At 66.1% G+C, this 14,179-nt stretch carries 7 protein-coding genes and 5 pseudogenes; 1 reads left to right on the forward strand and 11 read right to left on the reverse strand.

The window, feature by feature from the left end; translation table 11 throughout:
- Window positions 1-33 precede the first annotated feature (33 nt).
- The 9 genes and pseudogenes from ATB1_RS14115 to ATB1_RS14155 all read right to left on the reverse strand — a co-directional run bounded on the left by ATB1_RS14115 (window position 34) and on the right by ATB1_RS14155 (window position 10,718).
- Window positions 34-1,149 carry a DUF917 domain-containing protein gene (locus tag ATB1_RS14115; protein ID WP_042664735.1) on the reverse strand — a complete coding sequence of 372 codons (1,116 nt, stop codon included), beginning with the start codon at window positions 1,147-1,149 and terminating at the stop codon, window positions 34-36.
- Window positions 1,146-2,235, reverse strand: a pseudogene (locus ATB1_RS24175) (DUF917 domain-containing protein). Before ATB1_RS24175 ends, ATB1_RS14115 begins: the two are co-directional and overlap by 4 nt.
- Window positions 2,235-3,781 (reverse strand): annotated as a pseudogene (locus ATB1_RS24180) (hydantoinase/oxoprolinase N-terminal domain-containing protein). The pseudogenes ATB1_RS24175 and ATB1_RS24180 overlap by 1 nt, the downstream one beginning before the upstream one ends.
- Entirely contained in the window at window positions 3,774-4,865 is a 1,092-nt protein-coding gene (locus tag ATB1_RS14130; RefSeq protein ID WP_042664760.1) for a DUF917 domain-containing protein, read from the reverse strand. Before ATB1_RS14130 ends, ATB1_RS24180 begins: the two are co-directional and overlap by 8 nt.
- Window positions 4,862-5,938, reverse strand: a pseudogene (locus ATB1_RS14135) (ABC transporter ATP-binding protein). The gene ATB1_RS14130 and the pseudogene ATB1_RS14135 overlap by 4 nt, the downstream one beginning before the upstream one ends.
- Window positions 5,931-7,043 carry an ABC transporter ATP-binding protein gene (locus ATB1_RS14140; protein ID WP_042664741.1) on the reverse strand — a complete coding sequence of 371 codons (1,113 nt, stop codon included), beginning with the start codon at window positions 7,041-7,043 and terminating at the stop codon, window positions 5,931-5,933. Before ATB1_RS14140 ends, ATB1_RS14135 begins: the two are co-directional and overlap by 8 nt.
- Window positions 7,040-7,945: pseudogene (locus tag ATB1_RS14145) on the reverse strand (ABC transporter permease). The gene ATB1_RS14140 and the pseudogene ATB1_RS14145 overlap by 4 nt, the downstream one beginning before the upstream one ends.
- A pseudogene (locus ATB1_RS14150) lies at window positions 7,942-8,976 on the reverse strand (ABC transporter permease). The pseudogenes ATB1_RS14145 and ATB1_RS14150 overlap by 4 nt, the downstream one beginning before the upstream one ends.
- Window positions 8,973-10,718: an ABC transporter substrate-binding protein gene (locus ATB1_RS14155; protein ID WP_042664744.1), complete on the reverse strand. Its 1,746-nt coding sequence runs from the start codon at window positions 10,716-10,718 to the stop codon at window positions 8,973-8,975. Before ATB1_RS14155 ends, ATB1_RS14150 begins: the two are co-directional and overlap by 4 nt.
- Before the next feature lie 744 nt (window positions 10,719-11,462).
- On the opposite strand from ATB1_RS14155, the gene ATB1_RS14160 reads away from it, so the two are divergent.
- On the forward strand, window positions 11,463-12,332 hold the full coding sequence (locus tag ATB1_RS14160) for an SMP-30/gluconolactonase/LRE family protein (protein WP_042664747.1): 870 nt from the start codon (window positions 11,463-11,465) through the stop codon (window positions 12,330-12,332).
- 90 nt (window positions 12,333-12,422) lie between these two features.
- Here the strand turns inward: ATB1_RS14160 and ATB1_RS14165 are convergent, their stop codons facing one another.
- Window positions 12,423-12,839 carry a heme-binding protein gene (locus ATB1_RS14165; RefSeq protein WP_042664749.1) on the reverse strand — a complete coding sequence of 139 codons (417 nt, stop codon included), beginning with the start codon at window positions 12,837-12,839 and terminating at the stop codon, window positions 12,423-12,425.
- A gap of 169 nt (window positions 12,840-13,008) precedes the next feature.
- Window positions 13,009-14,179 (reverse strand): glycosyl hydrolase family 28 protein (locus tag ATB1_RS14170; protein WP_042664763.1); only part of this gene is annotated, 1,171 nt, incomplete at its 5' end.

A 14,179-nucleotide genomic window follows, 5' to 3' on the forward strand; every position in this document is an offset into this window, starting at 1 on the left:
GGGAAGGCCCCGGCGCTTCTGCGCGTCCGGCGGTCACCACCCCGTCTCGTCCCGCGGAAGCGGGTCGTAGGGAACGTCGTACCCGAACGCCTCGGGGCCGATGACGTCGAGCGCCTCGGGCGTCGTGAGCAGTTCGGGCGCGGGCACGCCGAGGACGCGGACGCGCTGGCCGTACCGCAGGGCGTCGGTCGTGACCGGCGCGCCGGTGTCGGTGTCGACCAGACAGATGAGGTCCGGGACCGTCGTGCGCAGGTCGCCGTCGTCGTCGCGGGCGACGAGGAACTCGTTTTGGAACTCGATTTCGAGGGTCGCGTCCTCGTCTATCCCGGCGAGCGTGACGCTCCCGAGCGCGAAGCCGTCGCGGTTGCGACGGTGCACGTCCACGATTTTCCCGGCGAACAGCTCCTCGCCGCCGAGGAGTTCGCGGCCGGCGTCGACGGGGTCGGTGCCGGCGTCGCGGGCGCGTTCGACCGCCCGACCGAGTTCGGTGGCGAGCGAGACGGTGTGGGGAACCGCGTACTCCGAGACGAACTCCCCGGTCATGAGCGGGAAGGCGTAGCCCGAGCGGCCGCCCATCTGGACGGTGATGGCCCGCGCGAGGTCTTCGAGGCGCTTGGCCGAGTCGATGTCCCGGTAGACGACCTGATTGCCGCGCTCGTCGGTCGTCGCCGCGTAGTTCACGGGCGTGCCGTAGATGAAGAACGTGTCCATCTGGAGTTCGGGGAACGCCCGGCCCATGCCGTCGGCGTCGACCACGGGGAGGTCGGTCATCGCCGCCACGCACAGCGGGGCCATGCTGTTCGCGCCGCCGATTTCGCCGGGGATGAGCGCGTCGACCGTCTCGCCGGAGAGGTCTTCGATGGCCCGAAGCGACTGCACCTCCTCGTCGCCGCCGGCGAACTTCTCGACGCTGATGGTGGGCGCGCCCATCCCGCCGACGCTCGCCACGGTGGCGTCGGCCGGCAGGTCCCGCGGGTCGACCAGTTCGACCGCGTCGGGGTAGGCGTCGTCTTCGAGGAGCGTCTGGAGGCGCAGCCGGCCGAGGCGGGGGTTGCCGCCGCCGCCGGTGCCGAGGATGCCCGCGCCGATGCCGAGCGCTTCGAGGTCGTCGAGCGTTACCTCCGTCAGGTGTGGGATGTCGAAACTCATGGGTGGTCCGCGAGTGGTTCGTAGGTCGCGTCGAGGCCGAACGACCCCGGCCCCCACACGTCGAGCGCGGCGGGCGTCCGCATTATCTCGGGCGTCCGAATGCCGAGCACGCGGACTCGCGCCCCGTATCGGAGGCTCTCGGTCGGAATCGGGCCGCCCGTCTCGCGGTCGAGGACGGTGATGAGGTCGGGGACGGTCGCCACGTAGCTTCCGTCGACGGCCGCGCCGAGGTTCTCGTTTTGGAACTCGATGCGCATCGCCGACCCCTCGTCGGAGTCGAGGCCGTCGATATCGACGTGGCCGAAGACGAACCCGCGCTCGGTACGGCGCTGGACGTCCACGATTTTCCCCTCGAACAGCGACCGCGCCTCGCCGTAAATCGACTCGCGGGTCACCTCGCGGATGGCGCTCCATCGCGTCGTCCTCGGCGAGTCGGAGCGCGCGGCCGAGGTCGCGGGCGAGCGACATCGTGCCGGGGATGGCCGTCTCTTTGACCTGCGTCCCGGTCATCGGGTAGTCCGAGACGTAGGCGACGCCGCCCATCCTGACCGTGACGCCGCGGGCCAGCCACTCCAACTGGTCGTTGTCCTCCGTCTCGATGAGGCAGGTGTTCCCCTGCTCGTCGCTGACGGCCGCGGGCGTCCCGCTGACGCCGTAGATGTTGAACGTCTCGTGTTGGAGTTCGGGGAACGCCCGACCCATGCCGTCGGCGTCGACCACGGGAAGCCCGCGGCGGGCCGCGACGGCGAAGGGGAACGTCGAGTTGATGCCGCCGCACTCGATCGGCATCGTCGCGTCGGCGGTCTTGCCGAGTTCGCGCTCGATGCGCTCCATCGAGGTGACGGCCTCCCGCCCGCTCGGAAGCTTCTCGACCGAGACGGTCGGCGCGCCCATCTGGGCGGTCGGGATGACGAAGTCGTCCGCGTCCAGTTCGTCCGGGGGGAGGAGTTCGACGGGGCCGAACTCCTCGATGGCCTGCTTCGCGACGAGTTTGCCGACGTGGGGGTCGCCCCCGCCGCCGGTTCCGAGGACGGTCGCGCCGAGCGCGATGTCCTCTATCTCCTCGACGCCGATTTCGACCGTCATCAGTGGTCGAGCGCCCCGGCGGCTTTCACCTTGATTCGCACCGCGTTGCCGGGCAGGTACGAAAGCGGGACCTCCTCGACGTCGACGATGTCCACGCTGTCGGCGTCCGCCCCGGCGGCGAGCGCGTTGTCTGTCGCCTCGTCTTTCGCGTGTTGGATGGCCTCCTCGCGGTCCATCTCGTCGAGGCTGTAGATGCGGTCGACCTCGCCGGAGACCTGCGCGATGGCGACGCCGACGGCGTTCGCGACCTCGTAGTGGTCGGGCTTGTGGACCTCGCTCGCGCCCGCGATGTCGGTCGGGGACGAGAATGCTCCCGCCGCCGACGATGACCACGGGGACCGGCTCGGCGCTCGTCTTCATGCGGTCGACCTCGCGCTCGACGCGCTCTCTGACGTACTCGCGGGCGGCCTCGACGATTTCCGCGTCCACGTCCGGCGTCTCGGAGCCGATGTCGATGGTGCCCGCGGCGACTTCGAGGTCGGTCGCGGTCAGCGTGTCCCCGCCGAAACACTTCGCCTCCTCGGTCAGCTTGTAGCCGACGCTCTGGGGGCCGACGGTGACGCCGTCGTCGGTCGAGACGATGGAGCCGCCGCCGATGCCGATGGCGATGATGTCGGGCATGCGGAAGTTGGTCTTCACCTCGCCGATTTCGACGGCGACGCTGCTCTCGCGGGGGAAGCCCTCGGTGACCGCGCCAACGTCGGTGGTCGTGCCGCCCACGTCGACGATGATGCCGTTTTCGACCTGCAGAGAGGTACGCCGCGCCCCGGACCGAGTTCGAGGGGCCGCTGGCGACCGTGAAGATGGGGTAGCGGATGGCGTAGTCGACGCTCATCAGCGTCCCGTCGTTCTGGCCGAAGTAGAGGTTCGCGTCGATGCCGCGTTCGTTCATCGCGTCTACGAAGGCGTTCGCGGCCTCCGAGGCGACGCTGGTGAGCGCGGCGTTGAGCGCCGTCGCGTTCTCGCGTTCGAGCAGGCCGACGCTCCCGATTTCGTTCGAGACGGAGATGGGCACGTCGTCGCCGACCTCCTCGCGGATGAGTTCGGCGACCCGCGTCTCGTGGTCGTCGCGGACGGGCGAGAAGACGCTCGTCACGGCGAAGGCGTCCACGTCGGCGAACTCGCGAATCTGCGCTCTGACCTGCTCCTCGTCGAGGTCGTTGAGGAGGCGGCCGTCGAACTCGTGGCCGCCGTCGAGGATGGCGACGTTGTTGCCGATTGCCGCGGCGAGGTCGTCGGGCCATTCGAGGAGCGGGCGGATGCTCTGGGTCGCGGGCGCGCCGATGCGGATGACGCCGACCTCGTTGAGGCCGCGGCGCTCCGTGATGGCGTTCGTCGCGTGGGTCGTGCCGAGCATCACGTAGTCGAGTTCGTCCTCGGAGACGCCGCTGTCGTCGAGGACCACGTCGAGGGCGCTGAGGATGCCCGAGGTGATGTCTTCGGTCGTGGGGGTCTTCGTCTTCGCGAGGAGGTTGTCGTCGCCGTCCATGACGACGGCGTCCGTGTTGGTGCCGCCGACGTCGATTCCGATTCGGTAGTCAGTCATGTCTGGGTTGCTGGAGAGTTTCGATTGGTTCGTAGTCGATGCTGTAGTCGAAGTACCTCGGCCCGACGAGGTCGAGTCCCTCCTCGGTCCGCCACTTCGGCGAACACGGCATTCCGATGACCCGCACCCGGTGGCCGTAGGCGAGTCGCTCGGTGGTGACGGGGTCGCCCGTCTCGGCGTCCACGACCGTAATCAGGTCGGGGGTGCTCGCCACGACGCCGCGCTCGGAGTCGCGGGCGACGAGGTTCTCGTTCTGGAAGTCGAGGGTGAACTGCCGGCCCTCGCAGTCGTCGATGCCGTCGAGGGTCGCCTCGCCGACGGCGAAGCCGCCTTCGGTCCGGCGCTCCACGTCGGTTATCTTCCCCGCGAACAGCTCGTAGCCGTCCGTGAGGTCGAGGACCGACTCGACGGGGTCCCGCGAGCGGTGCTTGGCGGTGCGAATCGCCTCGCCGATGTCGTGGGCGAGGGACATCGAGTCGAGAATCGCGTGCTCGCGGACCTCTGCGCCGGAGAGCGCGTAGGTTCCTATCATGCACGCGCCGCCCATCTCGATGCTCGTCACGCGGGCGAACGCCTCGGCGTACTCGTTGCTGACGGTGTTCACGAGAAGCGAGTTGCCCTTCTCGTCGGCGATGCTCATCGGGGTGGCGCTGACGCCGCCCATCGTGAGCGTCACCATCTGCACCTCGGGGAACGCCCGGCCCATGCCGTCGGCGTCCACGAGCGGGAGTCCGAGCGCGGCGGCGACGGCGATGGGGACGGTGCTGTTCAGCCCGCCCGCCTCGATGCTCATCGTCGCGTAGGCCTCCTGTCCGAGGTGCGTTTCGAGCGCCTCGAAGGCGGACAGCGCCTCGGTTCCCTTCGGCATCTTCTCGACCATCACGGTCGGCGCGCCGAGCATCGCGCTCGGGATGACGAGCGCGTCGTCGGGCACGTCTCGCGGGTCGATGAGGTCGACGGGGCCGTGCTCTTCGATAGCCTGCTGTGCCATCAGCTTCCCGATGTAGGGGTCGCCCCCGCCGCCCGTCCCGAGGACGGTCGCGCCGGTTGCGAAATCGTCGATGTTGTCTGTGGTTATCTTCATGATTCGTGGGTGTTCGATGCCGACTGTCTCGTCGGCGACCGCCGCGACGGCCACCTCGGGCACGTCGTCGAACGCGTCGGCGTACGCCTCGTCGTAGATGTGACACCGGACGTTGGGGCCGGCGTCGACCGCGACGAACTGCGGTTCGTCGGCCGAACACGCGTCGGTCGCGTAGGGACACCGCGTGTGGAACCGACCAGCCCGTGGGCCACGTCCCGCGGGCTCGGGATTTCGCCCCGGAGCGGTTCGTGCCGCGGCTTGTACGCCTCTTCCTCGTCGGTGGTGACCGGAATCGCGGAGAGAAGCGCCCGCGAGTAGGGGTGTCGCGGCCGCTGGAAGACCTCCGCCGTGGGGCCGCGCTCCTGAATCTCGCCGAGGTACATCACGGCCGTCTCGTCGGCGAAGTTGCGGACCAAAGAGAGGTCGTGGGTGATAAACAGGTAGGTGAGCCCGAACTCCGCCTGGAGGTCTTCGAGGAGCGCGATAATCTTCGCCTGCACGCTCACGTCGAGGGCGCTCGTCGGCTCGTCGAGCAAGAGCAGTTCAGGTTCCACCGCGAGCGCGCGGGCGATGTTCACCCGCTGTTTCTGCCCGCCGGAGAGTTCGTGGGGGTACTTGTTCCAGTACTCGTCGTTCAACTCGACGCGTTCGAGCAGGTCGACCACGCGCTCCCGGAGGTCGGACTTCGGGACGCCGCGGGCCTTCAGCGGGACCGCGAGCGACTTGCCGATGGTCCGCCGGGGGTTCAGACTCGACGTGGGGTCCTGAAACACCATCTGGACGCGCGACCGGAGGCGAGCCAGTTGCTCGTCGGTCGCGTTCGTGATGTCCTCGCCGTCGAACCTGACGGTCCCGCCGGTCGCGCCGGTCAGGCCGATAATCGTCCGGGCGACGGTGCTCTTTCCGGACCCGGACTCGCCGATGAGCGCGAGGGTCTCTCCGCGCTCGATGTCGAACGAGACGCCGTCGACCGCTTTCACGTAGTCGGACGTGCGCTTGATGATGCCGCTCTTGACGGGGAAGTACTTCTCGAGGTCGTCGACTTCGAGCAGGGGTTCGGACACGTCAGTCACCCCCCGTCTGCTTGCCCGGTCGCCGGGTCATGTGGCTCCGGGTCTCCTCGACGGTCGGCCGCTCGGACGCCGGCACGGCCTCGTCGTAGAGGACGCACTCGACGCCGGTCTGCGGGCCGCGTTTGTACATCTCCGGGCGGGCCTCCTCGCACTCGGCGGTGGCGTATGGACACCGCGGCGCGAACCGACAGCCCGGCGGCGGGTCGAGGTACTCGGGAATCGAGCCGTCGATACCGGTCGCCATCTCGTCGCCCGTCAGGCGCGGAATCGACGCGATGAGCCCCTGCGTGTAGGGGTGTTTCGGGTTCTCGAACAGCTCGTCTGTCGGCGCGGTCTCGACGATGCGGCCGCCGTACATGACGTACACGCGGTCGCTCACCTGTCGGGCGACGCCGAGGTTGTGGGTAATCATCAGGACGCTCAGGTCGTGGTTCTCGATGAGGTCCTTCAGCAGGTCGAGAATCTGGTCGTGAATCGTCACGTCCAGCGCGGTGCCGATTTCGTCGGCGATGAGCAGGTCCGGCTCGTTCAGCAGGGCCTGCGCGATGAGGGCGCGCTGGCGCATCCCGCCGGACAGCTGCGACGGGTACGAGTCCATGATGTTCTCGGGGTCCGGCATCTGGACCTCGCGGAGCATCTCCAAGACGCGCTCGCGCGCCTCGTCGCGTTCGCCGCTGAAGCGGCGGCGGAAGAACTCCACGACGCCCGTGTCGCTGTCGCCGCCGAACTGCGCGGTGTCGGTGAGCTGTTCGCCGATGGTGAACGTCGGGTTCAGACTCGACATCGGGTCCTGGAAGACGAGGCTCATCCGCTGGCCCTTGACGCGCTCGAACTCGCGGTCCGAGAGCGACAGCAGTTCCGTTCCGTCGAACGTGATTTCACCGTTCACGCGGGCGGGCGGCTGGTTGAGCAGGCGGAGGATGGACTTCATCGTCACCGACTTGCCGCAGCCGGTCTCGCCGGCGATGGTGACGACCTCGCCTTTGCCGATAGAGAGGTTGACGCCGTCGATGACCTCCGCGAAGCCGTCGAACGACTCGAAGCCGACTTCGAGGTCTTCGACGGTCAAAAGCGGGTTCTCGGCGACCGGCTCGTCGAGTTTCATCGGTTCACCTCCACGTCGAAGAGGTCACGCAGCCCGTCGCCGAGCATGTTGAACCCCATCACGAGGACGAAGATGGCGAGCCCGGCGAAGACGCTCACCCACCACGAGTCGGGCAGGTAAGAGGTCCCTTGGCTGACCATCGTCCCGAGGCCGGGCTGGGGCGGCTGGACGCCGACGCCGATGAACGACAGGCCCGCGCCGATGAGGATGACGAAGCCCGCGTCGAGGGTCACCTTGACCAGAATCGGCGACAGCGTGTTCGGGAGAATCTCCCGGAAGAGGATGTGCGGCGTGCTCGCGCCGGCGAGCTTCGCGGCCTGCACGTAGTTCTCCTCGCCGCGCTCGCTGGCGACGATGCTCTGGACGAGGCGGGCGTGCCACGTCCACCACAGCGCCGCGATGGGCTATCATCGCGTTCGTCAGCGTCGGCTCCAAGGCCGACGTGATTGCCAACGCCATCACGAGCGGCGGCAAGGCGAGCGCCGTGTCGGTCGCCCGCATGATAATCGTCTCGGTCCAGCCGCCGTAGTAGCCGGCGACGAGGCCGAGCAGCACGCCCACGGGGACGCCGAAGCCGAGGACGACGCCCACGAGCATGAGCGACAGCCGGTAGCCGAAGAGGATGCGCGAGAGCACGTCGCGGCCGACGTGGTCGGTCCCCAGCGGGTGGTCGAGGCTCGGCGGCTGGAGCGTGTTCGAGAAGTCGGTGAACTTCCCGGCGTGTTCGGGGTACGGCGCGACGACGGGCGCGAAGACGGCGAGCAAGATGATGGCGATGATGATTCCGAGACCGATGACGCTCATCGGCCTGCTATCGTAAAGCGCTTCCACGACCGCTGCCAGAGTTCGCGGCGCTCGGCCGAGACGAACCGGTCGAGGACGCCCGCTGACTCGGCGCTCATGTCGCCTCCTCCATCGCCAGTCTGATGCGGGGGTCAACGCGACCCAGCAGCACGTCGACGAGGAAGTTGATGCTCACGAACGCGACGCCGATGGTCATCGTGACGCCGACGACGGCGTTGAAGTCGTTGTTCAGTACCGCGGTGACGCCGTAGGACGCGAGGCCGGGCCACGAGTAGACGAGTTCGATGAGGAACGCGTTCCCAAGCAACGAGGCGTACAGCAGCCCCAGAATCGTGAGCGTCGGGATGAACGCGTTCTTGAGCGTGTACTTGTACGTGACGAGCCACGAGGGGAGGCCGAAGCCGCGCTCGGCCTCGACGTAGTCCTGGTCTTTCACGTCAATCATGCTCGACCGGGTGATGCGCATCACCTGTCCGATGCCGGCGAGCGAGAGCGCGAGCGCCGGGAGGATGATGTGCGCCCACGCGTCGACGTGAGCCGCGAGGTTCCCCGACAGCAGGGTGTCCACGAGCAGGAAGCCCGTGAACCGCGAGACGCCCGAGCCGAACTCCGAAGCCGAGCCGCCCCCGTGATGGGGAGCCATTCGAGCAGGTAGCCGAACAGCAGTTGGAACATGATTGCGATGAAGAAGCCGGGCACGCTCACGCTGAAGAACGCGACGAGCCGCGTCGCGTTGTCGGTGAGTCCGTCTTTGTTCTGCGCGGCGATGACGCCGAGCGGAATCCCGATGACGACGGTGAGGAACATCGACACGGTGATGAGTTCGAGCGTCGCCGGCAGGTAGTAGACGATGTCGGTGCTGACCGCGCGCTTCGTCTCGAGGCTCGTCCCGAGGTCGCCGACGAGCAGTCCCCTGCATGTAGTCGAGGTACTGCAGTGGAATCGGCTTGTTCAGCCCCATCTCGGCGGCGAGCGCCTGCACCTGTTCTTCCGACGCGAGCGCGCCGAGGGCCATCCGCGCGGGGTTCCCGGGAAGCACTCGTGACGTGGTGAAGATGATTATCGACAGGCCGATGAGACTCACGAGGATGCCCGCGAGCCGGCGCACGAGGTACTGCCAGTACTTCATTCTTGGTAGAAGTCGGGGAACCAGTAGTCGAAACTCATCGACGGCCGGAAGGTGTAGCCCTTCACGTCGTCGGCGAAGGCGTGTTTCTTCGACTGGACGAAGATGAACAGGTCGGGGTACTGGTTCGCGATGCGCTCTTGGACCTCGGCGTACAGTTCGGCGCGGGCGTCGGCGTCGACCGTCGAGCGCGCCTCGTCGATGAGGGAGTCGACGTTCTCGTCTTCGAGGTGTTCCATGCTCATCCACGTCGAGGCGGCCTCGGAGTGGTACTGGTTGTAGAACACCGTGTCGGGCGAGGGGTACACCGGCCCGTAGAACACCTGATTGATGTGCGGCGTGTCCTCGACGCTCGTGGCGAGTTCGGTCATCGTCCCCCACGTCTGGGGGTTCAACTCGACGTCGATGCCGATTTCGTCCATGTTCTGCTGGAACAGTAGGCCCATCTTCTCTTCGAGGCCGTAGTCCTTCACGTAGGTGTTCTGGACGGTGATGTCGCCCTCCTCGTAGCCGGCGTCGGCGAGAATCTGCCGCGCCTTCTCTGGGTCGTAGGTCGGCTGGACGATGTCGTCGTTGTGGACGCCGAACGACGTCGGGAGCGGTCCCTGCGCGGGGAGCGACCCCGGCGCGATTTCGTTGCGCGCCGTCTCGTAGTCGAAGCCGTAGGCCATCGCCTCGCGGACGGCGGGGTCGTCGGTCGGGGCCTTCTGGGTGTTGATTTTGAAGTAGAACGTCGTCACCGTCGGGACCGACTCGACGCGGATGTCGTCTTCGGCCGCGAGCGCCTCGTAGGTCTCCTCGCTTTGGTACTGGCTCGACATGTCGAGTTCGCCCGTCTTCATCAGCGAGCGAACCGTCGGGTCGTTGGTGATTATCTGGACGACGACGTTGTCGTACGCGCCGTCTTTGAACGAACCCCAGTAGTCCGCGTAGCGGCTGAACGAAATCTGGGCCTGCCGCTCGAAGCCGGCGAGTTCGTACGGGCCGGAGCCGGCGTCGTTGTCGTTGAGGAACGACTGGCCGTAGTCGCCGCGGTCGCCGAAGTCGCCGTCCTCGGCGTTGTCGAGGACCAACTGCTTGTCGACGACGAACAGTAACACGAGCGTCGCGAGGAACGGCGAGTGGACGCGGTCGAGCGTGAACGACACGGTCCGCTCGTCCTCGACGGTCACGTTTTCCTTCGAGAGCACGTTCCCGAGCAGCGACGAGTAGCCCTGGTTGATATCGAGGAACCGCTCGGCCGAGAACTGCACGTCCTCCGCCGTGACGGGGTTGCCGCTGTGGAACGTCGCGCCCTCGCGGAGCGTGAACGTGTAGGTCCGGTTGTCGTCCGAGACGGTCCAGTCCTCGGCGAGGTGCCCCTGTAGGTTCCCCTCCGTGTCGGGGAACACGAGCGGGTCGTAGAGGTTGACCAACGCGAGCACCTGCGTGTAGTCCGTCCCCTTCGCGGGGTCGACGGTCCCGAAGCGCTGGGTCGCGCTCATGCGGAGCGTCGAACTGCCCGAGTCGCCGCCGGACGACGTTTCCGTCTCCGTGTTCTCGCCGTCGCCGCCCGAGGCCGTGGTCTGTTCTTCGCCGTTGTAGCTCTCACCGCCGCCGGAACAGCCGGCGAGACCTGCGATGCCGGCCGTCCCGAGGGCCTTGAGGAAGTTCCGACGACTCGCCGCGTCTCCGAACCGAGCGCGGATTGACTCCGATTTCGACCCCACCTGCGACCGCGTCTGTGTGATGTCCTTTCTCGACATACGTTACTCATTCTCACAGAGGTGCAATGGAACATAAAGGTACCGTATAGTAACCTAAAACAATATTCTCGGTTCAATATGGAATGGCCAATGAACAATATGGAACAACGTGGCTGTGTGTCTTCTCTCACACCACTCGATTTGCGGTGGTAATCGACCGACACCGCCCACCCCTACAGGAAGACGTCGACTCTACGGGCGACGGTTCAGTTTCTCGGGCGTCGACTGCTTTCTCTCGCGCGCGAGTCTGCGTTCGTCGATCGTCTCCGCGACGAGTGGCGATTCCCGAGGATACCGTTATCGGTTGGTGCCTCACGGATACTTATCAGAATCCTATGCTAAAATTTGAATTGATATTTTTGAGCGGGATGCGTCTGAATCAGAACGAATTTCTGAGAAACAGGTATTTAGAACCCATATTTGTCTCTAGTATGTGTTATTGTCTTCAATCACAGCATATATCCGGATAAAATTCTTCTAATACATATTCAATCAAGAAGAACAATATATCTAATTTCAAATATTACATATGAATACTAAAAATTCTTATACTTACTCGCGGGTTATGTTCTGTGTTGGGTCCGGAATCCGGACAGTGCTGCGTCGCTTCCGTTGGACGACAGTCCGCCCTCTACTTGTTTCTAATATTGGAATTAAAATTGACAAAACGGAACCTGTGACCGAGCGACCGGTTTCGAGCCCGTCGGACGACGTTTAAGTCCCCGTGGAAAGAACGACCACTCGATGGCATGGGAGTTCGAGCGAGTCGCGGGTTCGTTCCGGGCGACCGAGGGGCCAATTTGGACCGGCGACGCGGTTCGATTCACGGAAATAAAGGAGCATCAAGTCCTCGAATACGACCCCGAGACGGCGGAGACAGGCGTCTACATAGACTCGACCGCCGGCGCGGTCGGCCTCCACGAGGGCCTCGGCGGGGAGCTGTACGCCTGCGAGGCCGAGGGCCACCGCATCGCCGCGCTGGCCCCGGACGAACCCGCGGCGGTCGTCGTCGACGAGTTCGAGGGCACGCCGCTCAACGGGCCGAACGACCTCGAAATCGACCGCGACGGCGACGTCTGGTTCACCGACCCCGACGACAAGGACCGGGGGTTGCTCGGCCACACCTCCGTCTTCCGCGCCGAGCGGGTGGATGCGGACGCGGGCGACGAGTGGCGACTCGTTCACCTCACCGACGAGATGGACCGCCCGAACGGCATCCTCCTCTCGCCGGACGAATCGCGACTGTACGTCGCAGAATGCACCTACGGCCCGGACCAAGAGACCGACCTGCGGGCCTACCCGATTCGGGACGACGGGTCGCTCGGCCCCCGCGAGATACTGCACGACTTCGGCGACCACCGCGGCATCGACGGCATGACCCTCACGGAGTCGGGCGAAATCGTCGCCTGCGCCGGCTGGGAAAAAAGCGGTCCGGGGCCGTCGATTTACGTGTTCTCCCCGTCGGGCGAGGTGCTCGAACGCCACCCGTTCCCCGAGAACCGTCCGACGAACTGCACCCTCGGCGGGCCGGACGGCTCGACGCTCTACGTCGCGGACATGACGGGGTGCCTCTACGCGGCCGAGACCGACCGCTCGGCGTACGTTCGACTCTGACCGAAAAGGGACCGCGAGGACAGATACGCTGGATTGGGTGTCGTCGGAACCGAAACTGAAACCGGACTCGGCGACTCCGACGCGGGCGTCTCAGCGGAGCGGTTCGAACGCTTCGAGTCCCGCTTGGGACGCTTCCATGTCTTCGGACACCGCACCGCCGCTCGCGCCGACCGCGCCGACGACGACGCCGTCGTGTTCGACCGGGAACCCGCCGCCGAAGACGACGACACGACCGTTGTCGGTCGTGTGGAGGCCGTACACGTCGCCGCCGGGTTCGGCTCCTTCCTTCAGTTCGTGGGTGGGTTTCTTCACCGCGGCGGCGGTGTAGGCCTTGTTCTGTGCGATGTTGCTTGCGACGAGCTTCGCGCCGTCCATCCGGCGGAACCCGAGGAGGTTGCCCTCGCTGTTCGTCACCGCGAGGTTCAGCGGCACGCCGAGTTCCTCGGCTTTCTCCTCCATCGCGTCGAGAATCGTCTTGGCTTCGGCTAGCGTCAGCTCTTGTACCATCGAGTCGACCGTCGGCGGCTCGGAGCAAAAAACCACCGTTCACGGGGAGAAACGCCGCTGGAACGGCCACAGCCGGCGATACGGCTATCCGAACCGAATCGAACGTCGCGGGCTCGACTGCGTGTTTTCGCGTTCGTCCGTCGTGGTCGCGTCGGCTTGAACGTACGGGTTATCGCGGGAGGGCGTTCCCCGACCGCTCGAACGACTCCACGTCGCCGGCGTCGGCGGCGTCGATGAGGTCGTTGTTCACGAACAGGCGCTCGCCGTCCGTGTTCGAAAGCGAGAGGAACGTTCCCGTTCCCTCGGTCGCCCGGGAGTTCCGAACCGTGATGTCCGTGGTGTCGGCGAGCGAAATCGCCGCCGCGTCGTCGCCGCGGTGGGCCTGTCGGCCGACGAAGCCGTCGACGAGCAGGCCGTCTACGTCTTCGCAGGCCAGTCCGCTCCGGTAGTAGTCGGGCAGGTCGTCGCCTTCGTCCCACTCGACGGTCACGTCGCGCATCGTCACGTCGCGGGCGTTCTCGACGTGGACGCCGGCGATGTCGTTGGCGAAGATTGGCGTGACGACCGAACTCGGCTGGAGGTCGAAGTTGCCGCCCACCTCGTCGGCGTACTCGCTCCCGGTGAGTTCGATGCGGACGTTGTCGAACTCGATGGTCTCGATGTCGGAATCCTCGGAGCCGTAGACGAGCGCCCCGTTCTCGCTGCGCGCGACGATGTTCGAAAAGCGCACGTTCCGAATCCCGCCGAGGTCGGTGTCGTCGTCCCGCGGGACCGACGTGACGTAGATGGGTTCGCCCTTGCCCCACCACGGACCGGGGAGCATGTTGGAGTTGACGACGATGTCGGTGAAAAGCACGTTCTCGACGACGCCCGAATCGCGGTGCTGGATGCCGAGGCCGCGGTTCGACTCCTGGACGACGATGTTCTGAAACAGACAGTCGCGAATCGTGTCGTCGGTGCCCGAGCCGAACTTGATCGCGCAGGCGCTCGACCGGAGCGTGCAGTTCGTCACGACGATGCCCTCGCAGGTCACCGGCTCGTCGGGTCGCGCGCCGAAGGTGATGCTGTCGTCGCACGACTGGATGGTGCAGTCGGAGATGTGGACGTTCTTCGTGTCGCCGAGCGCGATGCCGTCGCAGTTCGGGATGAGCAGGTGGTTGAGGATGTCGACGCCGCGGATATCGACCTCCTCGGTCCCGTGGAACGACAGCGTCCACGCGGGCATGTCGCGGATGGTCACGTCGCGGATGCGGACGTTCGTACAGTTGTTGAACCGGAACATCGGGCCGGGGCGGAAGTCGGGCTTGGCGACGGGCCAGCCCTCGGTCCCCCTCGTCCGC

The organism is Haloferax sp. ATB1 (assembly GCF_000730175.1).

Excerpts from the sequence above, each read along its gene's own strand:
- ATB1_RS14115 (WP_042664735.1), bottom strand. The coding sequence starts at position 1,149 with ATGAGTTTCGACATCCCACACCTGACGGAGGTAACGCTCGACGACCTC.
- ATB1_RS14130 (WP_042664760.1), bottom strand. The coding sequence starts at position 4,865 with ATGAAGATAACCACAGACAACATCGACGATTTCGCAACCGGCGCGACC.
- ATB1_RS14140 (WP_042664741.1), bottom strand. The coding sequence starts at position 7,043 with ATGAAACTCGACGAGCCGGTCGCCGAGAACCCGCTTTTGACCGTCGAA.
- ATB1_RS14155 (WP_042664744.1), bottom strand. The coding sequence starts at position 10,718 with ATGTCGAGAAAGGACATCACACAGACGCGGTCGCAGGTGGGGTCGAAA.
- ATB1_RS14160 (WP_042664747.1), top strand. The coding sequence starts at position 11,463 with ATGGCATGGGAGTTCGAGCGAGTCGCGGGTTCGTTCCGGGCGACCGAG.
- ATB1_RS14165 (WP_042664749.1), bottom strand. The coding sequence starts at position 12,839 with ATGGTACAAGAGCTGACGCTAGCCGAAGCCAAGACGATTCTCGACGCG.